The 26451-nt window shown below is 54.8% G+C and carries 25 protein-coding genes and 1 pseudogene; 20 read left to right on the forward strand and 6 right to left on the reverse strand.

The features are described 5' to 3' along the window. The 3 genes from KI367_RS17430 to KI367_RS17440 all read left to right on the forward strand — a co-directional run. Positions 1–273, forward strand: a 273-nt coding sequence (locus tag KI367_RS17430; RefSeq protein ID WP_212951205.1) for a hypothetical protein, incomplete at its 5' end; no start/stop codon positions are given. Positions 274–289: 16 nt separating this feature from the next. Continuing rightward, entirely contained in the window at positions 290–1264 is a 975-nt protein-coding gene (locus tag KI367_RS17435) for an ATP-binding cassette domain-containing protein (RefSeq protein WP_212951207.1), read from the forward strand. Next, the gene (locus KI367_RS17440; RefSeq protein WP_036715259.1) at positions 1261–2085 is read left to right on the forward strand and encodes an ABC transporter permease; all 825 of its coding nucleotides are present in this window, start codon (positions 1261–1263) and stop codon (positions 2083–2085) included. The genes KI367_RS17435 and KI367_RS17440 overlap by 4 nt, the downstream gene beginning before the upstream one ends. Before the next feature lie 203 nt (positions 2086–2288). Here the strand turns inward: KI367_RS17440 and KI367_RS17445 are convergent, their stop codons facing one another. Both KI367_RS17445 and KI367_RS17450 read right to left on the reverse strand, forming a co-directional pair. Next, on the reverse strand, positions 2289–3311 hold the full coding sequence (locus tag KI367_RS17445; RefSeq protein WP_212951209.1) for a cytochrome d ubiquinol oxidase subunit II: 1023 nt from the start codon (positions 3309–3311) through the stop codon (positions 2289–2291). Further along, positions 3308–4654 carry a cytochrome ubiquinol oxidase subunit I gene (locus KI367_RS17450; protein ID WP_036715260.1) on the reverse strand — a complete coding sequence of 449 codons (1347 nt, stop codon included), beginning with the start codon at positions 4652–4654 and terminating at the stop codon, positions 3308–3310. The genes KI367_RS17445 and KI367_RS17450 overlap by 4 nt, the downstream gene beginning before the upstream one ends. A 538-nt stretch (positions 4655–5192) precedes the next feature. Between KI367_RS17450 and KI367_RS17455 the strand changes: the two genes are divergently transcribed. The 5 genes from KI367_RS17455 to KI367_RS17475 are packed head-to-tail and all read left to right on the forward strand — an operon-like array spanning position 5193 to position 9812. Further along, a complete protein-coding gene (locus KI367_RS17455; protein WP_212951211.1) occupies positions 5193–5735 on the forward strand; it encodes a MarR family winged helix-turn-helix transcriptional regulator in 543 nt (180 codons plus the stop codon). 33 nt (positions 5736–5768) lie between these two features. Continuing rightward, positions 5769–7223, forward strand: a complete 1455-nt coding sequence (locus tag KI367_RS17460) for an aryl-sulfate sulfotransferase (protein ID WP_212951213.1) — start codon at positions 5769–5771, stop codon at positions 7221–7223. Further along, on the forward strand, positions 7216–8226 hold the full coding sequence (locus tag KI367_RS17465; RefSeq protein ID WP_212951215.1) for an ABC transporter substrate-binding protein: 1011 nt from the start codon (positions 7216–7218) through the stop codon (positions 8224–8226). Before KI367_RS17460 ends, KI367_RS17465 begins: the two co-directional genes overlap by 8 nt. Before the next feature lie 11 nt (positions 8227–8237). Next, positions 8238–9014, forward strand: coding sequence for an ABC transporter ATP-binding protein (locus KI367_RS17470; protein ID WP_212951217.1), 777 nt, complete (start codon positions 8238–8240; stop codon positions 9012–9014). A 21-nt stretch (positions 9015–9035) separates the two neighbouring features. Then, complete coding sequence (locus KI367_RS17475) at positions 9036–9812, forward strand: ABC transporter permease (protein WP_036715265.1); 777 nt, start codon at positions 9036–9038, stop codon at positions 9810–9812. Positions 9813–10180: 368 nt separating this feature from the next. Here the strand turns inward: KI367_RS17475 and KI367_RS17480 are convergent, their stop codons facing one another. Beyond that, positions 10181–11179, reverse strand: coding sequence for a CPBP family intramembrane glutamic endopeptidase (locus KI367_RS17480; RefSeq protein ID WP_246537052.1), 999 nt, complete (start codon positions 11177–11179; stop codon positions 10181–10183). 280 nt (positions 11180–11459) lie between these two features. Between KI367_RS17480 and KI367_RS17485 the strand changes: the two genes are divergently transcribed. The 4 genes from KI367_RS17485 to KI367_RS17500 all read left to right on the forward strand — a co-directional run bounded on the left by KI367_RS17485 (position 11460) and on the right by KI367_RS17500 (position 14932). Beyond that, positions 11460–12449 (forward strand): alpha/beta hydrolase, encoded by a 990-nt coding sequence (locus KI367_RS17485; RefSeq protein WP_212951219.1) that lies wholly within the window; start codon positions 11460–11462, stop codon positions 12447–12449. A gap of 194 nt (positions 12450–12643) precedes the next feature. Continuing rightward, a complete protein-coding gene (locus KI367_RS17490) occupies positions 12644–13396 on the forward strand; it encodes an AzlC family ABC transporter permease (RefSeq protein ID WP_081992816.1) in 753 nt (250 codons plus the stop codon). Further along, a complete protein-coding gene (locus tag KI367_RS17495) occupies positions 13387–13713 on the forward strand; it encodes an AzlD domain-containing protein (RefSeq protein ID WP_036715267.1) in 327 nt (108 codons plus the stop codon). Before KI367_RS17490 ends, KI367_RS17495 begins: the two co-directional genes overlap by 10 nt. A 97-nt stretch (positions 13714–13810) precedes the next feature. Continuing rightward, entirely contained in the window at positions 13811–14932 is a 1122-nt protein-coding gene (locus KI367_RS17500; protein ID WP_212951221.1) for an NAD(P)/FAD-dependent oxidoreductase, read from the forward strand. 96 nt (positions 14933–15028) lie between these two features. Here the strand turns inward: KI367_RS17500 and KI367_RS17505 are convergent, their stop codons facing one another. The 3 genes from KI367_RS17505 to KI367_RS17515 all read right to left on the reverse strand — a co-directional run bounded on the left by KI367_RS17505 (position 15029) and on the right by KI367_RS17515 (position 18535). Continuing rightward, complete coding sequence (locus tag KI367_RS17505) at positions 15029–16264, reverse strand: cytochrome P450 (protein ID WP_212951223.1); 1236 nt, start codon at positions 16262–16264, stop codon at positions 15029–15031. A gap of 378 nt (positions 16265–16642) precedes the next feature. Next, on the reverse strand, positions 16643–17503 hold the full coding sequence (locus KI367_RS17510) for a hypothetical protein (RefSeq protein WP_212951224.1): 861 nt from the start codon (positions 17501–17503) through the stop codon (positions 16643–16645). A gap of 105 nt (positions 17504–17608) precedes the next feature. After that, on the reverse strand, positions 17609–18535 hold the full coding sequence (locus tag KI367_RS17515) for a LysR family transcriptional regulator (RefSeq protein WP_036715449.1): 927 nt from the start codon (positions 18533–18535) through the stop codon (positions 17609–17611). 209 nt (positions 18536–18744) lie between these two features. Here KI367_RS17515 and KI367_RS27245 point away from each other — a divergent pair. The 8 genes and pseudogenes from KI367_RS27245 to KI367_RS17545 all read left to right on the forward strand — a co-directional run. After that, a pseudogene (locus tag KI367_RS27245) lies at positions 18745–19172 on the forward strand (ABC transporter ATP-binding protein); the annotation flags it as partial. A gap of 312 nt (positions 19173–19484) precedes the next feature. Beyond that, positions 19485–19712, forward strand: coding sequence for a TOBE domain-containing protein (locus KI367_RS27250; RefSeq protein WP_246537061.1), 228 nt, complete (start codon positions 19485–19487; stop codon positions 19710–19712). A gap of 42 nt (positions 19713–19754) precedes the next feature. Continuing rightward, positions 19755–20813, forward strand: a complete 1059-nt coding sequence (locus tag KI367_RS17525; protein ID WP_212951304.1) for an ABC transporter substrate-binding protein — start codon at positions 19755–19757, stop codon at positions 20811–20813. 1 nt (position 20814) lies between these two features. Continuing rightward, positions 20815–22494 carry an ABC transporter permease gene (locus KI367_RS17530; protein WP_052147440.1) on the forward strand — a complete coding sequence of 560 codons (1680 nt, stop codon included), beginning with the start codon at positions 20815–20817 and terminating at the stop codon, positions 22492–22494. After that, positions 22491–22892 (forward strand): MBL fold metallo-hydrolase, encoded by a 402-nt coding sequence (locus tag KI367_RS27255; protein WP_052147441.1) that lies wholly within the window; start codon positions 22491–22493, stop codon positions 22890–22892. The genes KI367_RS17530 and KI367_RS27255 overlap by 4 nt, the downstream gene beginning before the upstream one ends. 42 nt (positions 22893–22934) lie before the next feature. Further along, a complete protein-coding gene (locus KI367_RS17535; protein ID WP_052147442.1) occupies positions 22935–23807 on the forward strand; it encodes an MBL fold metallo-hydrolase in 873 nt (290 codons plus the stop codon). Between the two features lie 333 nt (positions 23808–24140). Continuing rightward, positions 24141–25589 carry an amino acid ABC transporter substrate-binding protein/permease gene (locus KI367_RS17540; protein WP_212951226.1) on the forward strand — a complete coding sequence of 483 codons (1449 nt, stop codon included), beginning with the start codon at positions 24141–24143 and terminating at the stop codon, positions 25587–25589. Further along, positions 25582–26310: an amino acid ABC transporter ATP-binding protein gene (locus tag KI367_RS17545; protein ID WP_212951228.1), complete on the forward strand. Its 729-nt coding sequence runs from the start codon at positions 25582–25584 to the stop codon at positions 26308–26310. The genes KI367_RS17540 and KI367_RS17545 overlap by 8 nt, the downstream gene beginning before the upstream one ends. Positions 26311–26451: the final 141 nt, after the last annotated feature.

Here is a 26451-nt window from a genome sequence, read left to right on the forward strand (position 1 = left end):
GTGAAAGAGGCAAATTACACTGAGCCTGAACAATTTATTGTCAGGCTAGCGTCTTTAGGCGCAGTTTGGCAACAGGGGGTTATACCCCAAGTGCAAACCACCCGTTGGACGGGTGGTTATGATTTTTGGGGACTTATTGGACAGCCCCTTATGTTTGCAAATTGCTTTTCATCGGCAATTCTTTTCCTGAACCTTCGCATTTGCATGAGTGTTATAAAATCGGGTTGTAAGCGGATTTTCAAGAGGAAACATCCTCAAAATCAAAACCGGTAAGAAAGCGGGTGGAACGATGGCGGAAAGGGAACTTGCCATTGAAGTGAAAGGATTAAGAAAAGCATACGGCACGCGGGAAGTGTTGAAAGGATTGGACCTCGGCGTGGCGCGGGGAACGGTGTACGGCATCCTGGGTCCCAACGGAGCCGGGAAAACGACGCTGGTTCATATTTTGTCCACGCTTCTTCGTCCGGACGCGGGAACCGTAAAAATCTTCGGACGGGACGTCGTTCGCGAGGCCGATGCCGTTCGCCGAAGGATCGGGTTGACCGGGCAATTTGCCGCCGTTGACGAGGAACTTAGCGGGCGAGACAATCTGGTGCTGTTTGCAAGGCTAGCCGGGTATGGAACCAAAGCGGCCAAAGCCCGGGCCGATGAACTGTTGGAGGGGTTCGGCCTTTCCGAGGCTGCCGGCCGGAAGGCCGGAAAATACTCGGGAGGCATGCGGCGAAGGCTGGACATTGCCGCGGCCATGCTTGTGGCGCCGGACCTGCTGTTTTTGGATGAACCGACGACCGGGCTGGATCCCCGGAGCCGGAACGACGTCTGGGAGATTGTCCGGATGTTGGTGAGACAAGGAAAGACGGTGCTGCTCACGACCCAATACCTGGAGGAAGCCGATCAGCTTGCCGACACGCTTGCGGTAATCGACGGGGGAACAGTCGTCGCCGAAGGGACTCCGGGCGAGTTGAAGGCTATGGTCGGATCGGGCACGATTCAGGTCCGGCTGACCCGTGCGGAGCAGCGGACCGATGCCGAACAGGTGATGAACCGCGTACTCGGAACGACTGTCAATACCCACGATGATCCCGCTTTGATCACGGCGTCCGTTTCGGATCCCAAACTAGCGGCGCTGGCGCTTGCCGAACTATCCGGAAACGGCATCGGAACGGTTCAATTTTCGCTCGGCCAGCCCAGCCTCGATGAAGTATTCCTTGCCTTGACCGGCAGGGCTGCCCAAGAAGGAACGATCGAGGAGGGAACGCGATGAATCAGATGCCATCCAGGGTTATGTTGGCGCTGAACGGAGGGGAACCCCCCAAAAGAGCAAACGCGCTGCAAGCCGTCTCAACCTTTATCTGGCGCTCCTGGCGCAAAACGATCGGAAACATTCATTATTTGGCGATCGATTCGATCGTTTTTCCGGCGATCTTTTTGCTGATATTTACGTATTTGTTCGGCGGGGCGATCTCCGGCTCGACGGGCGATTACTTGCAATTTCTGCTTCCGGGCATGCTGGTCTATACGGTCACCACGATGACGGTGTATATCGGAATCGGAATCAAAACCGATATCGAACGAGGCGTTTTCAACCGGTTCAGAAGCCTTCCGTTTTGGCAGCCCGCGGCAATCATCGGCACGATGGCGATCCATTTGCTGTCGTTTGCGGCGGCGATCCTCACCACGTTCGGGCTTGGCCTGCTGCTTGGCTTTCGCCCGGAAGCCGGCATCGCAGGATTCCTGCTTGCGTTTGCGCTCGTCATGCTGTATGCATTCAGCTTAAGCTGGATTTTCGCCTGCATCGGAATCGTCGTCAAAAAAACCGAAACCCTCACCACAATGTCATACATTGCGTTGTACCCGCTCATGTTTACCAGCAACGTTTTTGCGGATACGTCCACCATGCCGCCATGGCTCGGGCGAATCGTGGCTTATAATCCTGTGAGCTTGGCGTCCTCGGCCGCCCGGGGACTGACGCACGGCACGGCGGAAGCCCCGGTGCTCATCGCCGCGCTTGCCGTGCTCGGATCGATTCTGCTCGTCTTTATGACATTGGCATTTTGGCTTTACCGCCGAAAAACGAATGAATAAACGCGTTCATAGCGTCCGTCAAGGGCGCTTTTTTTTGACTTCTGGAAATGAGTCACGCAGGTCGGCGCAGCGATTTGCCCAAAAAAGTGTCAGCCCGAAAGAAGATCGTTCCGGAGTAGCCCATAACCCAAAGAACCGACGGGGATGTTCCCTGTCGGCTCTTTGGCTTGCAGCACCGTCAAATGCAGCAAAACAGATTCGCTTTACTTCGTTCGCAGGTAGCGCTTGTCCTTTAAGAACAACCACCAGAACAAGACGAATACCGGCAATAAAATTACCGTCCCGAAGCCGTACCCCCATAGCAAGGATACGAACATCGAATGGTTCGTGATGCCGGCTTCCACGGTCAAATCCGGGTAAACGATGTAGGGCAGATGCGCTTTCCCGTACGCATAACTCGCAAGCGCGAACTGGAGGATCGTCATCACGACGGCCAGCCGGGGCCAGCCTTTTCTGCCGTCTTTCCGGCGAATCCACAAGGCGCCGTATCCGATCGCAAACGCGACGACCGACAGCAGGAACCATACCGATTGCTCCTGCATGCGGGCCACGATCCAAAGCGCCTCCGGCACCATCGTAAAGGTGGCCAAGACGGCCATGGCAAGGGCCAAGGGGCCAAGCACGATCGCGAGGGAGCGAAATTGCTGCGACACCTGTTCGTTTCCGGCTTCCCGTCCGTAATCGGACAGGAATAAGGCGGATAAGAACAGTTCCGTCAGAATGCCGAAGCCGACATGGGCGTACAATGTGGCGCTGCGCAGCAAAGTTCCGAATTCGAGTTGGGGAAAGCCCTGTTCCGTATGGATGAATCCGCCTAGCGAAATCGGCAGCACGCTAACCAGCAATCCGGGAATGAACAGGCCGGTGATCCCCGAAACGATACGCAGCGCCTGTTCATGTTTCTGCACCGAATACGAATAAACGATAAACGCGCTCCGAAACAGCAGCAGTACGAGCACAAGGCTGACCGGCACCAGCAGCAGGGTGCCCAGCACAAAGGCGGCGCGGGGGAAAAAGCCGACAAGCGCCACGACCAACAGCACGAGAAACACATTGGTAACTTCCCAGGACGGGGACAAAAAACGGTTGGCAATGTCCGCGGCATGCGGATTCCTTTTGCTGAACACCATGGACCAAAACCCCGCGCCGAAGTCGATGGAACCCGCAATGGAATAGATAAAGATAAAGCACCAAAGAATGGTGATCGCCAGCTGCGTATCGCTCATAGGCTCCTCCCTTCTCCGCTCCGGCCTTCCACCGGTTCAAAAGTGACGGGATGCCGCTTGAAATAGTAGAACATGACCACCGCCGTTACGATCAGCAGAAACGCATACAGCCCGAGAAAAAGGACAAACAACGAGCCCAAATGCTGGGCCTGCGTCGCGGCGGACGCCGTCTTCTGGATATGGTAAATGGTCCACGGCTGCCGTCCCGTGCAGCTGAACACCCAGCCGGTCTCGATGCCCACCATGGATAGCGGGCCGGCAAACAGCAGCGAGTATAATAGCCATCTGGGGTAGGGGCGCTTGGCAAGGATGCGGAAGCCCACCGTAAAAACAGATACGAGAATCAGCAGCATGCCGATGCCCACCATCAGATTAAACAGCGTATGCACGAACAGCGGAGGCCACTCCTCTTCGGGAAAATCGTTCAAGCCTTTGACGATGGTGTCGAACCGGTTGCCTGCGAGGAAGCTGAGCGCCCAAGGAATTTCGATCGCCCCTTTGATGCTGCGCGTTTCCTTGTCGACCACGCCTCCGATCGAAAGGGGGGCATAGGCTTGCGTTTCGAAAAGCCCCTCGGCCGCCGCGAGTTTCTCGGGCTGATGCGCATGCAGCATTTGCGCCGTTTCATGGCCGCTCAGCGCCGTGATCAGCGAGATGATGCCGCCGATGAACAGGGAGAGGAACAAGCTTTTGTAGTGATAGGCCCGTTCCCGTTCCGAGTGAGGACGTTTGAGCAGCTTCATGGCAGCCACCGAGGCGACGGCAAAAGCGCCGGTCATGTAGGCCGACAGGAGCACATGCATCGCCGTCGTCGCCAAGCTGGGATTAAACACGGCCGCCCAAGGATGCACGTCCACCACCTGCCCGTTTTCCAGCCGAAAGCCGCTTGGCGTGTTCATCCATGCATGCGCGTCCGTAATCAGCACCGCCGACATGCTGGAACCGATCGCCACGAAAACGACGCTAAGGATTCGCACCGCCGCCGGCAGCCGGTCCGCCGCGTAGACATAAATCGACATGAACAACGCTTCGAGGAAAAACGCCCAGATCTCGATCTGAAAGGGCAGCGCGATGACTTGGCCGACGATTTCCATGAAACCCGGCCATAGCAGCGAAAGCATGACGCCCACGAGCGTTCCGGAAGGGATCGCTACCCCCAGGAGGATGGCAAGGCCTTTCGTCCAGCGTTTGGCGAGCATGGCGTAGTCCTTGTCTTTTTTTACCTGATACAAAATTTCCGCAATAACGATCATGAAGGGGATTCCAACTCCAAGCGTCGCGAAAATGATATGAAACGCCATGGACGACCCGAACAGCGATCGCGCCAGCATAACGTTATCCATGAGATGCCTCCGTTCTGAACGTAAAATCGGATCTTATTGTGAACCGAAGACATCCAAAGTATTCCTGAGATGTAAATTCGGGGAATTGAAATGAGGTTAAAAAGCGAAAAAAGCGCGGGTAGGTTATCCCATGACTCTTTGATGAGGATTGGAATAACAAAGGAGAGCAGGGTGAACTTGTTGTTTTTACAGTTTACATAATATAAAGATCGTTAACCTATAGACTTCAAGCGGCAATTTTTCGTGCATACCAAATGATAAATAAAAACCTACTTGACAGGTGTGAATAATTGGTTTAATCTTACGTCAAGCCCAACGGGTTATCGTTCATTGAATGAATGCTCGTTATTTCAACATTAAACAAAATGATCAGCCGATTGGTCCACCAAAGGCTCCTGAGATCGATACCGGAAACATGCCGGTAGAGAACCAGGGGCCTTTTCTGTTTCCCGGCGCAAGGCTCGCGATGGAGGGGCAGGGAAGGCCTTTTTCTTAAAAATCAGCCAGAGCAAGGTCGATAACGCCGGAAAGGAGCGGCATGAAAGAAAAAGACTGGGCACAAATGGAGGAAGCGGATTGGCATTTTCGGAAGCTGGTCCGAAGATTCGTCAAGGAGCGCGACAAAATTACGATCGAAGGGGTCCCGCTCCCGGGCATGCTCATCCTGAACGCCATTGTGAGGGACGGGGAACAAGGACTTGGGGATATCGCCGAGCAGCTGGATTTTACGTCCGGTGCCGTCACCGCGATCTGCGACAAACTGGAAGCTTTGGGATTTGCCGTCCGCAAACGAAGCAAAACCGACCGGAGGACGGTGGCGCTCGACATTACCGAGCAAGGGAGAGAGATGGTCGCACGGAACAGGGAGGCAGGGACTTATATGATCGACGCGTTGTTCGGGTCCTTTACCTTCGCCGAACTCGAGCTTCTGATCTTCTTGTTCCAGCGATTGCACGGCCGCCTGGAGGGGTTTGCCGAAGCGGTCATCCAAAAAGCGGAATCGGCCGGCGGGGACTTGCCGACGGAAGCGGTTTGCATCAAGGAGAGCGGCAAGCGGTCAAACAAATTTGTTTCGTATTAAAACGATTATCGCAAACGGGAAGGGAGAAACATTATGGGACATCCAACGATTTATCCGACGGGAACGACGGTTTACCTGCCAGGCAAAGCTTGGAGCGGGTATACGATTTATCAGGCGGCCGATACCGGCGCGTTGCTCATTGACATGAACGGCAGGGAGGTCCGTCTTTGGAAAGGGCTGCGGGGTTTTCCGAACAAAATATTTCCCGGAGGTTACGTGCTCGGCAGCACGGCGGAACGCGACCCGAAATACGGTTTCCAGGACGAAGCCAACCTGGTGCAAGTAGACTGGGACGGCAACATCGTCTGGACATTCGACCGTTACGCATGGATCGAGGATCAGGGATATCCGGCGCAATGGATGGCGCGCCAGCATCATGATTATCAGCGCGAAGGCAATCCGGTAGGGTATTACGCCCCGGGACTGACGCCAAAGGTGGACGGAGGGAACACGATCATCCTTGCGCATAAAAACGTGAACCGGCCGGAAATTTCCGACACCGAGCTGCTCGACGACACGATCATCGAGGTGGACTGGGAAGGGAACGTCATTTGGGAATGGGCGGTCAGCGACCATTTTGACGAGCTGGGCTTCGACGATGCGGCCAAACTGGCGCTGTTCCGCGATCCCAACACGCGGGCGTTCGGCACCCACTCGGGGGACTGGATGCATATCAACTCCGTATCGGTGCTCGGCCCGAACAAACATTACGATGCGGGCGACGAGCGGTTCCATCCCGATAACCTGATCTGGGACGCGCGCGAATCGAACATCATCGCGATCATCGATAAAAAATCCGGGAACATCGTATGGAAGCTGGGACCCGATTATTCGTCGAAAGAAACGGAGCATATCGGCTGGATCATCGGCCAACACCATGCCCACCTCATTCCGCGGGGGCTGCCTGGCGAAGGGAATATCCTCGTATTCGATAACGGCGGCTGGGGCGGCTACGGCAGTCCGAACCCCGAAGCACCGGACGGGCTGAAGGTGGCGCGCCGCGACCATTCCCGCATTTTGGAGATCAACCCGGTCACGCTTGCGATCGAATGGCAGTATACGCCGACGGAGGCCGGATTCCAGGCGCCGCTCGACTCTTACCGGTTCTATAGTCCTTACATCAGCTCGGCGCAGCGTCTCCCGAACGGCAACACGCTCATTACGGAAGGCGCCGACGGCAGAATCTTCGAAGTGACGCGAGAGCATGAACTGGTATGGGAATACATTTCGCCGTACAAAAACAAACGGAATTCCAACATGGTCTACCGCGCTTATCGGGTCCCTTACGAGTGGATTCCGCAGTTGGAAGCGCCGGTCGAAACGGAAATCGCCCCGATCGACGTCGCCGATTTCCGCCTGCCGGGCGCCGCTGCCCGGGGAGCGGTGACGGCCGTCGAGGTGGAAGGGACGGTATCTTACGGGGAAGGCGCCTTCTGCGTGGCCACGACCGACGAAACCATACGGAAGGAGAACGCCGGCGATGAATAAGCTGCACATTCGGCGCTTGAGTCTCGTCGTCATGGCCCTCGTGCTGTCGGCTTCGCTCCTTGGCGCCTGCGGAACGGCCGCGGGATCGAACCAGGGCGGCCGACTGAAGCTGAAGATCGCCGATATATCGACCAATACGGTCTTCCGCGTCGCGAAGAAAAAAGGCTTTTTCGAGAAACACGGCATCGACGCCGAGCTCGTGAACTTCGCCACCCCGGCCGAAGGCGTGAATTCCTTGTTCATCAAGCAGGTCGACGTCGCCTTCGGCGCGGACTTCCCGCTGCTGAACGCCGTCAGCAAAGGCGATTATTCCATCTTCGCCTCCTCCGGTACGGCCACGGATCTAAGCGCAAGCGAGTGGAAACTGTTTGCCCGCAAGGAAATCGCCACCGCAGCCGATCTGAAAGGCAAAAAGCTGAGTTTTTCAAGAGGCACGTTTATTCCGTATCTATGGGACGTTTACCTGCAGCAAAACGGCATTTCGTTATCCGACGTGACGCTCGTAGGGCAGGGCGGGTTTGACGAAGCGTACGTCGCGCTGAAAAAAGGCGAAATCGACGCGGCATGGGTATACGGAGCGGTGCTCAACCAGAAGTTTGCCGGGCTTGAGGAGGCCCGCGAGCTGTCGGATATGTCCCAAACGCCGGTGCGGATCGGTACGGGGCTGATTGCCGCAAGTTCGTTCATCAAGGACCACAAGGAAGGCATGGTGGAATTCCTGAAGGCGCTGGATGAAGCCTCGGCTTATGCGCAGGCCCATCCGGACGAAACGGCGGATATTATGTACGACGAGGTGAAACAGCCGAGAGAAGCAACGCTTAAGGATCTTCCGAAAAATCCGTGGAATATCGGCTTCACGCAAAAAGCATACGAGGGATTGGTCGGACAAAAGAAATATATGGTCGAAAACAAGATCATCGAAAAAGATTTCGACCTTCATGCGAAACTGAATCTGGACCTGGTACGCCAGGCGTTTCCGGACCGCGTCATCGAATTGAAATAGGAGGGAAACCCATGAGCTCGCTGCCTAAGCCAAACGAAATCCATATTGAACGGTTAAACAAGAGCTACGCGTCCCCGGGCGCCGGCCATCTTCATTACATTATTCAAGACGTGGACCTGGTCGTCAAAGGGGGAGAATTTTTTGTCCTGCTCGGGCCGAGCGGCTGCGGGAAATCCACCCTTCTCAGCCTGATCGCCGGTTTCGTCTCCAAAACCTCGGGTCAGGTCCGGGTCGGGGAAAAGGAAGTGGACCGGCCGGGACAGGACCGCGCGGTGGTGTTTCAGCAGGCGGATTCCTCGCTTTTTCCGTGGCTGACCGTAAGGGAGAACGTGGAGTTCGGCCTGCGCATGAAACGTATCCCGGCAGCGAAGCGGAAGGAAGTGTCGGACCGTTTCATAGGTCTCGTTGGACTCCGAGGGCATGAGAACAAATTCCCGCGCGAGTTGTCCGGCGGCATGAAACAGCGCGTCCAGCTTGCGCGGGTGCTCTCGAACGACCCGTCCATCCTGCTGATGGATGAACCGTTCGGCGCGCTCGACGCGATGACCCGGCGCACGATGCAGAGGGAGCTGGTCAACATTTGGAGGGATACCGACAAGACGGTCATTTTAGTGACCCATGACATTCAGGAGGCGCTGCTGCTCGGAGGGCGCATCGGTATCATGTCCGCCGGTCCGTCGTCCCAAATAACGCATATCTACGATGTGCCGCTGGCCTATCCGCGCGACATGTCCGCGCCTGAATTCCACGCATTGTACAATCGCATTCAGGCGCATTTCGAAGAGTAGGGGAAGGAACGGAGGGACACCATGAACGGTAATTTCAAAAAAACGTCATTGAACATTGCGTTTTGGATCGGAATCCTGGTTCTCTGGCAGCTGATATCGCTGATCTATGGACCGGAAATCCTTCCGGGACCGCTGTATACGGCAAAAGGCGGCTACGAGCTGCTTGCGGACGGAACGCTGCTGCAATATATCGGGATCAGCGCATACCGCGTGCTGCTCGGTTGGACCCTGGGGAGCCTGATCGCCGTGCCCGTCGGCATCTTGATCGGAAAAGTAGGGGCCATCCGGGCGTTTGCGGAGCCGTTCCTCAATTTTATCCGGTTTATTCCGCCGATCGCGTTTATCACATTGTTCCTCGTATGGTTCGGGATCGGGGAAACGTCCAAAGTGATGCTGATCATGTACGCCACGTTTTTTATCGTCATCTTGAACACGTTAACCGGCGTCCTCTCCGTCGAAGAGGATAAAATCAGGTCGGCCCGCAGCATGGGCGCGTCGGAATGGCAGATCGTCATCCACGTCATCATTCCGGCAACGGTTCCTTATATCTTTACCGGCATTCGCCTTGCGATGGGAACGTCGTTTATGGCGATCATCGGGGCGGAAATGATCGCATCCAACGAAGGCGTCGGTTATCTGATTTGGAATTCGCGGCTGTTTTTCCGAACCGACTGGATTTTCGTCGGGCTGATCTGCCTGGGCCTGATGGGTTTTCTCACCGACCGGGCCGTCGCGCTGCTGGGGCGCAAACTGCTGTCCAGATACGGCGTCGTCAGCACGAGCTCATTGAGACGCTGACGAACCGGTGTACCGGATGGAATTGAGACGGAATAAACGAAGAAGGCACCCGATATTTTCATCGGGTGCCTTCGCAGAGTGTCGAGAAAGTCCAACGGACTTTTCGACACTCTATTTTTTATATGGGGAATCATATCTTTTAAAATAAAAATCGATTTAAAGCGCTCTGAGAACCCTACTTCAGTGACCGACGAGGCAATTTTAAACCCCCTGCAAAAAAACAGGGGGTTTCTCGACAGCCATCGAAGGCACCCGATATTTTCATCGGGTGCCTTCGATGGCTTCGAACAGCGCAGAAGGCGCCAAACTGAAACCATGCGGATGTCCGGGTTTGCGTTACCCTAAACAAGCCTGCATTCAAAAAACGGTTAGATTGCGGGATGCTCGGGTTCGGGCTGATCATCAGGCTCGATCCGATTCCAGTTCACCCGTTGTCGGAGCGACCAGGCCAAAAGGATGATCACGCCAAGGATGACCGTGCCGATGTTCACCAGGTAGCCGGCAAGCGGTGTTATATATTCCACTTCGACGATGGCCGATGGAGAAGGGACGACAACGTACCGGACCATTTCGAGCCATGCCAAATGGAAACCGATATTCATCCACAGGTTGCCCGATAGAATGCGGCATAGCTGTAGCATCGTGCCGAATGCGACCAGATTGATGATATAGTCGACCGTCACTTGATCCCAGGTCGCGATTCCGGCAAGAACCATCAACGCGGTCAGCGCGATGGGGGCGAGCACGAACAGGGCAACCTGGAGGACGAGGGCGAGCCAACGAGGAAAGCGCGTGTTCAGGTTCCGGTACAAGTAGCCGCGGAAGGAGATTTCTTCGGGAAACGCTTCGTAGAAGAAAGCGATGGCCGAATTGATCAGAATGATAAAAAGGGTAGAAGCGGGGAGATGAAAAGCAACGACTCTCAGCCACCCGAACAGACTGCCGATGAGGAGCGATGCGGCGGTCAACAATGCCAGCAGACCGATCCCGAGCAGAAAATAAGGCAGCCCTTTCGGGGGCGAACTCAATCCCAGGCCGCTCCAAGGCCGCCTGTCGGCATAACGCCGCAGCAAATAAATGAGCGGTACGCTTACGCCCGTCGTGACCACGGCCAAAATGACCTGCAGCGCCAACGCGGGTAAGCCGTAGTTACCGGCGATCGTAGCCGCGGCTACCGCCAGCCCAAGGCCGGAAACGAACGCGAGCCATCCCAGCAGGATGCGCCAGAATAGACCGATTCTTCCGTCGCCTTCGAGAAATACGCCCGCCGGACCTTTTCGCCCGCGGGATTCAGGGGATAAGGTTGAAATAGGAAACCCTCCTTTCGAAATTTCATAGATTCGCCAGAATTCGTTTCGATCTGACATAACTATTTATAGTAAGTTTTCGTATAAGGTGTGACTGATAGAATGCCTGATTTCCGTAAGGCAGCAGGCCTAACATAACACAAACGGACCGCTGAACATGCCGGCGGTCCGTTTTTATGTCTTGAAATCCTTGCAATCCGGCAGACCATAATCATCGGATTAGGGGGCCTCCACGAGATCAAGTCGGAATATGGCAATGGAAAAGTAGGAATTACGGTAGAGCGCGCGGCGGAGACGAAATACAATATGTTCACGAAAAATCGCTAAGGAGAGGAACAAAATGAAGATTTTAATATGGATCGTGTCGATCATCGTTTTCGTCGTTGCCGGGGGGCTTCTTGCAATCAACCTGTCTCCCGTTCCGTTCGTTCTATGGCTCAGGCATCAGCCGGATCCCGGACCGTCGGCGCCTGCCGGTTGGGCGGACTACGAAAAGCTGGCGGAGGTTCATAAAGACCTTGTATACCCTTCCGCCTTTAAATCCAACACGCTCGATATCTATCTCCCTAAAAATACCCGCGAAAAATTGCCGACCATACTGTGGGTTCACGGCGGCGCATTTGTTGCCGGGGACAAATCCGGAACGTCCTATTGGTGCACGATGATGGCCGGCAAAGGTTATGCCGTCGTCAGCATGAACTACGAATTGGCTCCCGAGGCAAAATACCCGGCGCCCATTCTGCAAATGGGAGAGGCCTACGAATATCTGAAATCGATCTCTCCTCAATTTCCTTCCCTGGACTTGAACCGGTTGATCATTGGGGGAGATTCTGCCGGCGCCCAAATCGCCTCCCAGTTTGCTGCCATTCAAACCAACCCCGGGCTGGCCGGGCGCGTTGGAATCGATCCTACCGTTCCTGCCGGTACGTTGAAAGCCGCGCTGCTCTATTGCGGGCCTTATAACGTCAAACACCTTGCGAACGTCACGGGGAACATGGAGAGGTTTTTCTTGCAACGACTGGGGTGGGCTTATATCGGAAAACGTAATTGGCAGGAGAGGAGCGAAGCGGAAGACGCTTCGACGGCCAACCATGTGACCCGCGATTTTCCGCCGACGTTTATCACGGATGGCAACAGCGGTTCTTTCGAAAAACACGGGAAGGAGCTGGAGGCGAAGCTTCGGGCGGCGAACGTCCCCGTGACCGCCTTGTTTTATCCGCCGGCCCGCGGCGTCGTTCCGCACGAATATCAATTTCAGCTGCATACGCCGGAGGCCATGGAATGTTTTGAGATGACCCTATCCTTTTTGTCCGAATATGTGCAGGATTGAAGTCGGCCTCGAGTTCCCTGCTGGTTACGCTCATTTTACGAGGTGAAATCTATTCATCTATCGGCATTTCGTATGATATAATGCACGTAATATATACTATAACGCACATGCGATAGAGAGGGGGGTTCGGAACGTCAACACTTCACGGATTCGTCAACATCCGCTGCCCAAGCTAACATCTGAGAAAAAACGAAATGGAATCGAGGATCAAAACGGTGTCTGAAAAGGTTCAAGTAAACAAACAAGATTTTACCGTGCGCGAAGACAGCTTCTACCAAGGCGTCAAGGATTGCATTCCGACGCTGCTCGGTTACTTAAGCATCGGTTTCGCCGCAGGCGTTGTCGGAAAAACGTCCGGCTTGTCATTGTTGGAAATTACCTTGATGTCTACGATGATTTATGCAGGTTCCGCCCAATTTATCATGGCAGGCATGATTGCTTCCCATGGATCGGTTACGGCCATTATTCTTACGGTTTTTATCGTGAACCTTCGCCACTTGCTGCTAAGCGCGGCCGTATCGCCTTATTTCCGGCATCTTACTTCATTTAAGACGATGTTGATCGGCACCCTGCTTACGGACGAAACTTTCGGGGTTGCGATGAACAAGGCCATGAATCGAACTTCCCTCGACGAGAAATGGATGCACGGCTTAAACGTTACCGCGTATCTCAATTGGATTATTGCGACCATTGCCGGGGCTTTTTTCGGTCAATGGATCACGGAACCGGAAAAGTTCGGCCTGGATTTTGCGCTGACGGGCATGTTTATCGGTTTGCTCGTCCTGCAGATGGTCAGCAGAAAGAAGTTCTTTAAAGACTTGATGGTTGCCGTTTGCGCGGTGGGGTTGGTGATCGGTTCCAGCTATTTCTTATCGGGAAGCATGGCCGTCATCGCGGCTACGGTTATTGCGGCGACGCTTGGAATGGCGGTGGAAAAATGGAGATAAGATGGCATATCCTGCTCGCGATTATAGGGGCCTCCGTCGTGACGCTCCTTCCGAGAGTGCTTCCGCTTGTGGTGCTCAGCCGGATGCAGCTGCCGGATTGGGCGATGCGGTGGCTGAATTATGTTCCTGTCGCGGTTATGGCTGCCTTAATTGGCCAGGAATTGTTCATGAATGACGGAAAGCTTGATATATCCCGGAATTATACCGAAATATTGGCGGCGGTACCGACCTTTGCGACTGCCATCCTTACGCGAAGCTTGTTGGGGACGGTCGTGGTAGGCATCCTCACGGTAATGGTTTTGCGGTTTATCCTTTAAAAGCCTGATTCTCTGGGCTTTTTTTATTTCGTTTGGTAACATAAGTTTCATGAACTATTGAATCATGCGACCTCATGTTTTGGAAAGGATTGTAGTCATGAAGAAAGTCATCGTCATCGGATCGGGAATTCTGGGGGCATCGACCGCATATCAACTGACGAAAATGGGGGCGGATGTCCTTCTGATCGATCGCCAAGATCAAGGGCAAGCCACGGATGCCGCCGCCGGGATCATCTGCCCTTGGCTGTCGCAGCGCCGCAATCAAGCTTGGTACCGGCTGGCGAAGGCCGGGGCGCGGTTTTACCCGGGATTGATCGAAGAGCTCATCCAAGAAGGCGAAACCGAAACGGGATATGCACGGGTGGGCGCCCTTAGCATCCATCCGGATCCGGAAAAAGTTCGCAAGATGGAGGAGCGGGCACGGCTGCGAAAAGAAGACGCGCCGGAAATCGGAGAGATTGCGATGCTGAACGATGCTGAAACCCAAGCGCTTTTTCCTTTGCTGGGAGAAGGATATCATTCGGTTCGCATCAGCGGCGCCGCCCGCGTCGATGGACGCGCCCTGCGTGACGCGCTGATCCGGTCGGCGCAGCGGCATGGAGCCGTTTATCTGCAAGGCGATGCCGTCCTAACGTATGAGGCCAACCGCGTAACAGGCGCCAAGGTAGGCAACGAGCGCTTTTCGGCCGACCAAACCGTCGTTTGCGCCGGCGCATGGGCCGGGCTGCTGCTGGAGCCGCTTGGCATTCGATTTAACGTTCGTTTCCAGAAGGCGCAAATCATGCACGTGCAGGTCGACCGCAAAGAGGATACGGGCAAGTGGCCCGTCGTGATGCCGCCTTCGGATCAATACATGATCGCATTCGGCGAACAAAAAATCGTGATCGGGGCTACCCACGAAAACGACATCGAAGGTTATGATACGCGAATCACGGCAGGGGGAATGCAGGAGATTTTAAATAAAGGGTTAAGCTTGGCTCCTCGCTTGGCCGAGAGCACGTTTCAGGAGGTCAGGGTCGGTTTTCGCCCGTTTACGCCCGAATTCCTTCCCGTCATCGGGGCCGTCCCGGGCTGGGAAGGGCTGCTTGCGGCCAACGGACTCGGGGCGTCAGGCTTGACGATGGGACCGTTTTTAGGAAGCCAATTGGCCAAGCTGGCATTGGGAATGGACCTGGACATCGACATCCGGGATTACGACATCCGAAAAGCCATCGGGTAACCGGACCCAAGCTGCTGATTGTTTGGTTGCAAATAAACTTAAGCCTCTTCACAAGGAAGAGGCTTTTTTCATTCATGCTAGAAGTCATATCCCTTCTCACCAGCGATGGACGCGTACCGGCAGGGAAGCCAGCGTTTGTCCGGCGGCGGAAGGCGTCAGATGTTCTTCCAGCTTGAAACCGGGAACGGGTTCGATCCGCCGGAAGTGATCCATGAATAGTCCGAGGCCGATGTTGGCCTCCAATCTGGCAAGCGGGGCTCCCAGGCAAAAATGCGGCCCGCTGCCGAAAGTCAGATGCTTTTTATTGTTCGGACGGTGGATGTTCAAGGTAAATGGATCCTCAAACACTTCCTTGTCCATATTGGCCGCGCTCATCCAAGCGATGACGACATCGCCCTTTTTTAAAGGAACGCCGAGTACGTCGTTGTCCGTCTTTACCGTCCGATCCATTTTTGCGACATGAAAACGGTAGCGGAGCATTTCTTCCACGGTATTCGGAAGCAGCTCGCGGTTCGACTGCACTTCGGCATAAATCCGTTCGTCGTCATATAAAAACGAATAAAACGTGCAGGCCAGCAGATGGCTTGTCGTCTCGATGCCGGCTCCCAGGATGAACATGGTCATCCGGACGATTTCGTCATCCGTCAAACGTTCCCCGTCAACCTCCGCCTGAATCAGGTCCGAGATGATGTCATCGGCAAGGTTCGTTCTTTTATGGACGACATGAGGGTAAAGATAGCTGTAGTAGTTTTTGGCCGCCTGTCGTTTCAGATCCTGAATGTCCTCGACATTTTCTTTCGGCAGCGGGAGGAACAGGTGGTCGACCCACGTTTTGAACAAAAACCGGTCCTCCGACGGAACGCCGAGCAAGTCGGCAATCACGATGGTAGGCAGGGCGCCGGAAAAAGCTGGGACGATATCGATGACCGGTTCGTCGCCCATGTCCTGGATCAGCTGCCTGACCACTTCATGGATGCGCGGCTCCCAAAGTTTCAAGCTTCTTGGCGTAAAAGCGGCGGAAAGGAGACTGTGGCTTTTCCGGTGCTCGGGAGGATCCGAATTCAAATTGATGCGGCCGGAAGCATGTTGGCCTTCCTCATTGTCCGCGCCGACGCTGATCGTCGTCCTCGTTCTTACGCTGGAGAAGTACTCATGGTCGCTCAGCACTCTTTTGACGTCGTCATACCGGAACACGTTCCACGAATTCGTTGCCTCGTTGTAGCTGATCGGTTCCTGTTCCAATTTGTGCTTGTACCATTCAAAAGGGCTAAATTCTTCGGCGGCGGATCGAAACTGGGTGATTTCGGCTAAGGAGATAATTTCCTTTTGCATTCGTTTCCCTCCCGGTTTTTATGATGGAGAACTTACAAAAAAACCAATATATGTTAATCATAACATACCAAGGATGGAGGGGCCACTTTCGAACGACCCATGCCGAAAGTTCAGTTTTACCGATGGGAATTGAATAAACCATACCTCAAGAATTACGAACAAACACTGGGCGACTTCATTGTCGATAGAAGCGTCAGCTGGTTGCCGCCGAAGGGCGAATGGGGAAGTCATATTACGAATGCGTGATGACGTCGAATCTTTAACGGCTAGCTTGACAATCGGTCATTTGAAATTCCTTGGAAACTGCCAAATAAGACAGAGTCATAACAAAAAAACGCAGCCTGGACGTGATGTCCCTGCTGCGGGTTATTGCTATATCTAATAACGCTCAAGGACCAAATTCGTCTTAAGCGAGTCGGCCGGAATGAGCCAGCCTTTGTCTTCCAGCAGCTTCATCAGCTTCGCCCGTTCGGATGCCGCCGTTTGGTAATCATCGGTTTTGAAGGAAATCTCGACGATGCTTTCCGTGCCGCTGCCGTCCGCGCCGACGATCGGCCATAGCTCGATATCCGTCTCCAGGCCGTCGAAGATGCCCGTGTATCTGCTGACCGAAACGGGACCATGCGCGTAGGAATTCTTCAATACGGACGTTCCCCATCCCGACCCGTTCGTTTTATCGAGTTTGCCCGGAATTTCGTTCACCAGCATTTCCAGCGCATCTTTTTCGCTCGGCAGCTTCAGCCCCTTGGAGACCGAAACGTCCTTATCATTCGAAAAGCTGAGCGTCTGTTTGCCGTAACCCCAGTCGATCTCCGCATCGTAATTCGTGTCGTCCGCGCTGAAACCGTCCCGGTTCGCCTGGTCCAGGGCGGCGTTGATATCCCCGTTGATCACGGCGTACCGTTTTTTGTACGTCAACTCGTATTTTTTCTTGTTTTCTTTTTTGCGAAAGCGCACATTCCAGCCCGTATCGTTCAGCTCCAGGGACGCCGTATCAAAATACTCCACGAGCATTCTGGCTGCCGGTTCTTCGATCGCAAAGGTTTTTTCGACCTGATCCTGCAGCGTGAGATCCCGGTTCAGGACCTTATCGGCTTTCAGCATGAACTTCACTTCATAGGACGGCACCGCATTGGCCGCCGCTTCGGCTTTGCCGGCAGGCTGCCAGCCGGTCATCAGGATCGCTGCGCCCAACGCGGCAATAACGATGGATTTTCCTTTTCCAGCCTTGGATTTCATCATTTCATCTCCCTCGTATGGATATATCGTTCGTAACCTACTGTAAAGGGCCAGTGTCAAACCTTGATCAAGGAAATGACCCGTTCAGGTAAAAAATGGAATCATTTATTCTTGGCCACCCAAGAGAGGTTCTTGGGCCGTTCCCCGCCACTGTTCCAGCAGCTCGATAAATCGGGCGCTCGTCGCCGACAGGTACCGATCTTTGTTGGTCATGACGTACACATGGCGTTCGTCCGGGAGGTCCGGAATCGTCCACATCCGCAGCCGGCCGGCTGCCGTTTCGGATTGCACCGCCATCCGCGAGACGAAGGAAATATGCTCGCCCAGCATGACGGCTTGTTTGATCGCTTCCAGGGAGTCGAGTTCCAGCCTGGAGAAGGGGCGAATGCCCTGCCGCTCCAACCACGCGTCGGTCATGTTTCGGGTATTGGATGCCTTCCCGTGCAGCACGAAAGAGGAGGCGGCGATCAGCTCCGGCGTCCACGCTTCGGCATCCGCCAACGGATGGGAAGGAGAGCAGATCAATACAAGCTCGTCTTTGCACAGCGCTTGCGCTTTGAGCGGCGTTTTGTGAAAAGGGGTGGTGGAGATGATTCCGGCATCGATCTGATGGGAATGGAGCATTTGCATGATGGCGGGCGCCGTTTTGACGGACAACGTCACGCGGATCCCGGGAAACGATTTGGTAAAGGAATCGAGAATCGACGGCAAAATGTAAGTCGCAGGCACATAGCTCGCTCCAATGGATAAAGTTCCTTGTTTAAGCGTATCAAAATCGTTGACGACCCGTTGGGCTTCCGATGCAAGCGCATTGATCTTGGAAGCATAATGAAGCAGGGCGCGTCCGGCGTCCGTCAAAATAATCCTGCCCATGCGGGCGTCAAACAATTTCACCCCGAATTCCCGCTCGAGATTTTTCATGTGAAAGGTGACCGTCGGCTGTTTGAGTCTCAGGAGGTCGGCCACCGTGGTGATTTTATGGTGTTTCTCCAACAGTTCGATAATCTGAAGTTTCAATAAATTAAGATTCATCATCGTTAAATCCCCGCCTATTCTTTTCTGGTTATCCCCTATGTATAGATTAAATCTATGAATGTTAACGCAGTTCATCGAAAGAATTAATTGTCGTTTTACATTACGGTAATACTGGCTTTCATTCCCGCAGGTAGACTTGGTATGTAGGAACGTTGGAACCAAACGAACGTCCCCAATGTTAAAGCAAGGAAGGGAAGCAGACAAAAATGGATTTGAACATAAGCGGAGTGGGCAAAAGTTTTGGAGAAAATACCGCTTTGCATCCGACCGACCTGAAGATCCGGCATGGACAATTCACGACGCTGCTCGGACCTTCGGGATGCGGGAAGACCACCCTGCTGCGCTTGATCGCCGGACTGGAGCGGCCCGATACCGGAAGCATCCGCTTCGGCGAGGACGTCCTGGCGAGCGAAACGAGGGAGGTGCCGCCCGAACGGCGCGGCTTCGGCATGGTATTCCAGGATTTTGCGTTATGGCCGCATATGACCGTATTCGAAAACGTCGCTTCGGGCTCCGGGCCGCCGGGCGCAAGGACGCGATCCGGGATAAAGTCTTGGAGGCTTTGGACAAGGTCAAGCTTAGCGGCATGGAGCAGCGTTATCCGCATCAGTTGTCGGGGGGCCAGCAGCAGCGGGTGGCTTTTGCGAGAGCGGTCGTGACGCGCCCGAGGCTGGTGCTGTTCGACGAGCCGCTAAGCGCGCTCGATGCGGTGCTCCGCGACGAGATGCGCCTGGAAATGATGTACCTGGTGCGCGAGATGGGACTGACCGCCCTTTACGTCACGCATGACCAGGTCGAAGCGATGTCCATGTCGGACGAAGTGATCGTGATGCATGGGGGAAAGGTGCTGCAAAAGGGTACGCCCGAAGAAATTTACAATCAGCCGCGGCACCCGTTTGTCGCGCGGTTTATCGGGAAGTCCAACTGGCTTGCGGACGGACGGTCCATGTTCAGGCCGGAGCAGATCCGGTTCGAGCCGGACGGGCAAGATACTCTGGCTTATGCCGCGACCGTCGAGCAGGTAAGCTACGTCGGCGACCGGTACGAAGTCAGGCTGCAGTCGGACAAGGCTGCCGGACTCTGGCTCGCCTATTATCCCCGGCGGCTGAGCGAAGGGACCGAGGTTACGATTTACCTGCCGAAGCATGGCATTCATCGGTTGGACGGGGATTGAAACATGGGGATTCAAAACGAAAAATATCAAGGGGAAACGACGATGTTCAACTTGAAACGGAACACATGGAAGAAAGGAAGCGCCCTGGTTCTGGCATTGACGCTCGGAGCCGCGCTTGCCGGCTGCGGAAGCAACAAGGCGGCCGAAGATACGGCTGCCGCCGCCGGAGAGGGCAAGCAGGCGGAGACGGCGGACAAAACGCTTACCGTGTATACGGCGGGACCCGAGGGATTAGCGAACAATCTCATCAAGGATTTCCAATCCCAGACCGGCATCAAGGTCGAGACGTTTCAGGGCACGACAGGAAAAATCCTGGCCCGATTGGAAGCGGAAAAGTCCAATCCGGTGGCCGACGTGGTTATTCTTGCCTCGCTGCCTTCCGCGCAGGGCCTGAAAAAAGAAGGATTGACGCTCCCTTATCCGGAAGCGAAAAACGCGGACAAGCTGAACAAGGATTGGTCCGATCCGGAAGGGAACTACTTCAGCACCAGCGCGTCGGCGCTCGGGATCGCCTACAACACCAAGCTGGTAACGACGCCGCCGACGTCATGGAGCGATTTGGCCAAACCGGATTACAAGAATCAGGTTAACATTCCGGATCCGTCGCTGTCGGGTTCCGCCCTTGATTTCATTACGGGTTACCTTAGCGACAAAGGCGAGGGAGGCTGGTCCCTGTTCGAGAGCTATAAGGCGAACGGCGTTGCCATGGCCGGGGCCAACCAGGAAGCGCTGGATCCGGTCATTACCGGCGCGAAGAGCATGGTCGCCGGCGCCGTCGACTACATGACTTATAAAGCCAAAGCGAAAGGCGAGCCGATCGACATCGTGTATCCGCAGGAAGGCACCGTGGTCAGCCCCCGGCCTGCGGCGATCCTGAAATCCACCAAACATGAAGAAAACGCGAAGGCATTCATCGATTATCTGCTTTCCGATGCGGCGCAAAAGCTGGTTTCCGATGCCGCGCTGCTTCCGGGCCGCACGGACATCAAAGCCGAGAACCGCGCCAATCTGGACGAAATTCCGCTGCTCAAGACGGACTGGGGTTGGATGGGCGAGCACGGCACGGAAGTCACCGAGAGATTCACGAAGCTGCTGAAGTAACATGAATCCATCGATGCTTCCGCGCCGACGAAAAGCCTGGTCGATGGGACTGGCGCTCCTGGTCCTGCTTGGTCTCATCGTCCTGCCTTTGGGCGAAATATTCATTCAAAGCGTATACCGGGACGGGGAGCTGCAATGGTCGGCCCCGTTCCGAACGTTGGCGGATTCCGAATTGATGAACGTGCTCACGTCTTCCGTCTGGCTGGGGGCGTGCGTCATCCTCGGTACGACGGCGATCGCCCTTCCGCTTGCGTGGGTGATGGTCCATACCCGGCTCGGGGAGCGGCGGTGGCTGGAAATCGTGTTCCTTGTTCCCTTCATGACGCCGCCATACATCGGTTCGATGGGTTGGATTCTGTTCATGCAAAAAAACGGGTACCTGGAGCAGCTGGCTCCGGGGCTTGCCGGGTTTGGAGAAGCCTTTTTCTCCTTCGGTGGCATGGTTGCGATCATGAGCCTGCATATTTATCCGTTTCTGTACTTGCTGCTGCGCGGAGCGCTCGAGAGAATCGGAGGGAATATGGAGGAGGCGGCCGCGGTGATGGGAGCGCCGTTTCTCTACCGCTTCCGCCGGGTGATCGCCCCTTTGCTGCTGTCGGCCTTCGGCATGGGCGCGATGCTCATCTTTGTCAAAACGATCGCGGAATTCGGCACCCCGGTTACGTTCGGCAAGCGAATCGGATACGAAGTCATGACGTCCGAAATCCATAAATACATTTCCAGCTGGCCGATCGATTTCGGCAAGGCGACTTCGCTGTCGTCCGTGCTTCTGGCAAGCTGCCTGCTGGTCTGGTACATGCAGTCCGTGATGAGCCGAAAATATACGTTTGGCTTGGTCGGGGGAAAAGGCGTCCGCCGTTCCGCCATGCGCGGCGCCGGCTGGCTGCAGTGGGCGGCGGGAATCTACGTCATTTTGCTGCTGATCGCATCGATCGGCATCCCGTATTTTTCGATCGTAGCGGCTTCCACGATGAAGCTGCGGGGCGTCGGACTCGCCTGGAACAACTTTACGCTCGATTTCTATAAAGAGCTGCTCAGCTGGCATTCGCCCAGCATGAAGGCACTGATGAACAGTTTATGGCTGTCCTTGGCCGCTTCGACCATCGCCGTGCTGCTCGGGACCTGGTTCGCCGTCGCGATCGGAAGGTCCAAAACCCGCGGGCAGCGCACGCTCGATCTGTTCAGTTTGCTCCCGAACACGGTGCCGGGAATCGTTCTTGTCGTGGGGTTGATTTTGTTATGGAACTCCCCGTGGATGCCGATACCGCTATACAACACCTATGGCATGGTCATCCTCACGTATGTCGTCTTATTCGTTCCGTACACGGTGCAGTACGTCAAAAGCGCCTTCACGCAAATCGACGCGTCGCTCGTTCAGGCCGGGCAAGTATTCGGCGCAAAACCGGGCTACATTTTCCGCAGGGTGCTGCTGCCGCTGATCGTTCCGGGAATGCTGGCCGGATGGATGATGACCTTTACGATCGCATCGCGGGAGCTGGTCGGCTCCCTGCTCATTTTGCCGCCGTCGATGCAGACCTCGGCCACGTATATCTACGCCCAGTTCGAGCAGGGGCAAGTATCGCTCGGGATGGCGATGGCCGTCATCTCGGTGGGGCTGACCACCTTGCTGCTCGTTCTGCTCGAAGTCGCGGGCTCCAAAAGAAAGCGGGCCGCTCGATGATGGAGTTGAAAGTGTGGGGCGGCGCCGGCGAGCATGGCCGTTCTTGTTACGTAATCACAGGAAATCAGCATCGGATCATGCTCGACTGCGGCGTCAAAAAGGAAGGGACAGGACAATACCCCCTGCTTGAGGAATACCTGATCCCCGATCTGACGGCGGTATTCCTTTCGCATGCCCACGAGGATCATTCCATGGCCTTGCCTCTGTTATACAAGCATGGTTATCGCGGGGAGATTTGGGCAACGAAGCCAACGGTTAAGCAGTTGGAGCATTATTTTGACCATTGGCGCAAATACGTGGCAGGACGAAACGGCGAGCTTCCATATGGCCAAGAGCATATTTACGCCATGCGTTTTCGCATCCTGGAGGAGGAAGTTGCCGGAGGCGAATGGCTGTAGCTGCAGGATAGGCTTCGGCTGCGGTGGGGGCGGAGCGGCCATATGCTCGGTTCCGTCTGGCTGCAGATTTATATGGAGGACCGGCATTTATTTTATTCGGGAGACTTCAGCCGCGAATCCGGGCTGCTTGTCGCCGATCCGCCTGATGCGTCCTCTTTAGGGGAAACGTCTTCAGATCTTGACCGAGAACCTCCCGGAATTTCTTTATCCATCATGGACAATGCATATGGGACGGATGAGGAGTCGCAGGATCAGAAGCTGGACCTGCTTGGCCGGTTCGCTCAACGCGTTTTGGAACGAGGGGGGCATGTCCTGATGCCGGTCCCGGCTTTCGGCCGGGGACAGGATTTGCTGCTGTGGGCGCGAAGACGTTTCCCGAATCGGCATATCCTTGCCGAACCGGAAATCGTTGAAGGGCTTCGGCAGATGGCCGAATGGAAGGATTGGCTCCGACCTGGGGCCGAACGCCAAATCGAGGAAGCCTTGTCCTCCCCGCATCTTCATGTTCCGGCATGCCAGGACGAACGGCTTCGGCGGCTGCAGGGCAACCATCCGCTGCTTATCTTCACGACCGATGGCATGATGGAGTCGCCGCGGGCCCGTTGGTACGCCAGCCGTCTTGCGCCGGACGCGAACCATGCCGTCGTCATTACGGGCCATGCAAGCGAAGGGACGTTTGCCCGCCGCCTGCTGAAGGGCGAAACCATGGAGATGTCTTGCGAAACGGTTCGGATCGGCTACAAAATCCATCAGGGACTGGACGACGTCCGCCGTATGCTGCAAGAGGTGCCGAGCCGTCATACGTTGCTGGTCCATGCTCCTCAAGCCGAAACGGATCAGGTCGTTGCCCGCCTCGGACGGGAAGGGCACCCCGGCCTGCTTTCATTAAAGCCGGGAGAGTCCATGGTCTTTTAATCTCGGAGAATATTAGATCTCTTATTCCTCGTCAGACATCGTCTGGCGGGGATTTTTGCGCTTCAAGCCTGGCAAAAGTTGAGGGGAAGGGATCAGAAAGGGAGTTTCTTTTTCTATGCAAATGTTGGTATATTGGTTAATGTATAATTAACCTGCCCCGAAATATGCATGACCTCTCTCCCATGAACTCATCCATTGGAACTGGTTGAAATTGTATTTTAAGAAATCATGGTTTTTTTGGTAAAATAGTATTCTGGGCGGTAGAGTACCGTCTCCCAAAAAGAGAATATGAAGGGGACTAAGTTTCGGCGTTGACCGAGAAGAGGAGGACACATGAAATCAATTAAGCTCTCATTATTTTCCCTTACGTTGCTGCTCCTCATGGTGACCGGCTTGTCCGGTTTGGCGGGAGGCGCCGCAGCGGAGCCGAATTCCGGCAAAACTTACGTGATCGGCACCGACATTACGTTTGCGCCTTTTGAGTTTCAGGACGTTAACGGAAAATACGTCGGAATCGACATGGATCTGATGGAAGCCATCGCCAAAGATCAAAATTTCAAGTATGAAATCAAACCTCTGGGCTTTAACGCAGCCGTTCAGGCTTTGGAGTCGAACCAGGTGGACGGCGTGATCGCGGGGATGAGCATTACCGACGAAAGGAAGCAAAAGTTCGATTTTTCCGAACCGTATTTTGAATCCGGCGTCGTCATGGCGGTCGGCATAAATAACGACACCGTCAAAAGCTACGACGATTTGAAAGGGAAAAAGGTTGCGGTCAAAACCGGAACCGAAGGCTACACCTTCGCGAAATCGATCGCTTCGAAATACGGATTCACGATCGTCCCGTTCGATGATTCTTCCCAGATGTACGAAGACGTGAAAACCGGGAACTCCGTGGCCTGCTTTGAAGATTATCCTGTGCTGAGATATGTTGCGAATCAAAGCAAGGACCTTAAATTCGTGACCCCGAAGGAAGCGGGCGCCTCCTACGGATTTGCCGTGGGAAAAGGCAAAAACAAAGAGCTTCTGGAAAAATTCAATACCGGCCTGGCCAATCTTAAGGCAAGCGGCGAATATGACCGCATTAAAGAAAAATATCTTGGCGAAGATGCGGCCGTGTCGGTAAAGCAAAGCCGCGGGGAGTTGATTTTAGGATCGATCCAGCCGCTTCTGGTCGGTCTCGGCAAGACGCTTCTGTACACGATCGTTTCGCTCTTTTTTGCCTTTATTCTGGGCCTGATATTCGGTTTTATGAAAGTGGGGCAAAACCGGTTCCTGCGCGGCGTGGCGACGGTGTTCGTCGATCTGTTCCGCGGCATTCCGCTGATCGTTCTCGCCCTGTTCATTTATTTCGGCATTCCGCAGGCTTTGGGCTTTACGATGCCGCTGTTCCTGGCGGCGATTTTGACGCTGAGCTTGAATGCGGGGGCTTACGTGACGGAGATCATTCGCGGCGGCATCCAATCGATCGACCGGGGGCAAATGGAGGCGGCACGGTCGCTCGGTTTGCCTTATCGCAAAGCGATGATCAAGATCATCATCCCGCAGGCGATTCGCGTCATGGTTCCTGCGTTTATCAATCAGCTTGTCATTACGCTTAAAGACACGTCGATTCTGTCGGCGATCGGTCTGGTCGAGCTGACGCAGTCCGGCAAAATCATTATCGCGAGAACGTATGAATCCTTTACCATTTGGGCAGAAGTTGCCATCATGTATTTGATCGTCATTACGTTGTTAACGAAACTTTCAGGATATCTCGAAGGGAGGGTGCGCCGTGGGTAAAATCCGGGTTGAAGGTTTGAAGAAAAGCTATGGCGCCAACCAGGTGCTGAAAGGCATCGACATGCAGGTCAAGCAGGGCGAGGTCGTCTGCGTGATCGGTCCTTCCGGTTCGGGGAAAAGCACGTTCCTGCGCTGCATCAACCGGCTCGAGGACATTACGGAAGGCAAGGTCATCGTCGATGACCAGGACCTGAACGATCCGAAAACGGACATCAACAAGGCACGCGAAAACATCGGCATGGTCTTCCAGCATTTTAACCTGTTTCCGCATTTCAGCGTGCTGAAGAACATCATGTTCGCTCCGATGGAGCTGGGAAAAATGAATGCGAAGGAAGCCCGCGACACGGCGATGAAGCTGCTTGCGCGGGTCGGACTCGCCGACAAGGCGGACGCATTCCCGAGCCAGCTGTCGGGGGGCCAAAAGCAGCGGGTGGCGATCGCCCGCGCGCTGGCGATGAACCCTGACGTGATGCTGTTCGACGAGCCGACATCGGCGCTTGACCCCGAAATGGTCGGCGAGGTGCTCGGCGTCATGAAGGACCTGGCGCGCGAAGGGATGACGATGATGATCGTCACGCACGAGATGGGCTTTGCCCGCGAGGTGGCGGATCGCGTCATCTTCATGGACGGCGGCTACATCATCGAGGATGGCACGCCTGAAGATGTGTTCGGCAACCCGAAAAACGAACGGACCATCAGCTTTTTGCAGAAAGTGCTGTAAGCTCGACGAGATCGCTTAAAACACGACGAAACGGTCGAAGGCTTTTAAAACAAGGCTCCCCCAGGCAGCAAAAGCTTCCTGGCGGGGGCCTTTTTCCTTATGAATCGAAGGCACTTACAAGCGGGGTTAAATGCGGAATGC

It is taken from the genome of Paenibacillus cookii, assembly GCF_018333375.1.
In the GTDB taxonomy this organism is placed as follows: Bacteria; Bacillota; Bacilli; order Paenibacillales; family Paenibacillaceae; genus Paenibacillus_AQ; species Paenibacillus_AQ cookii.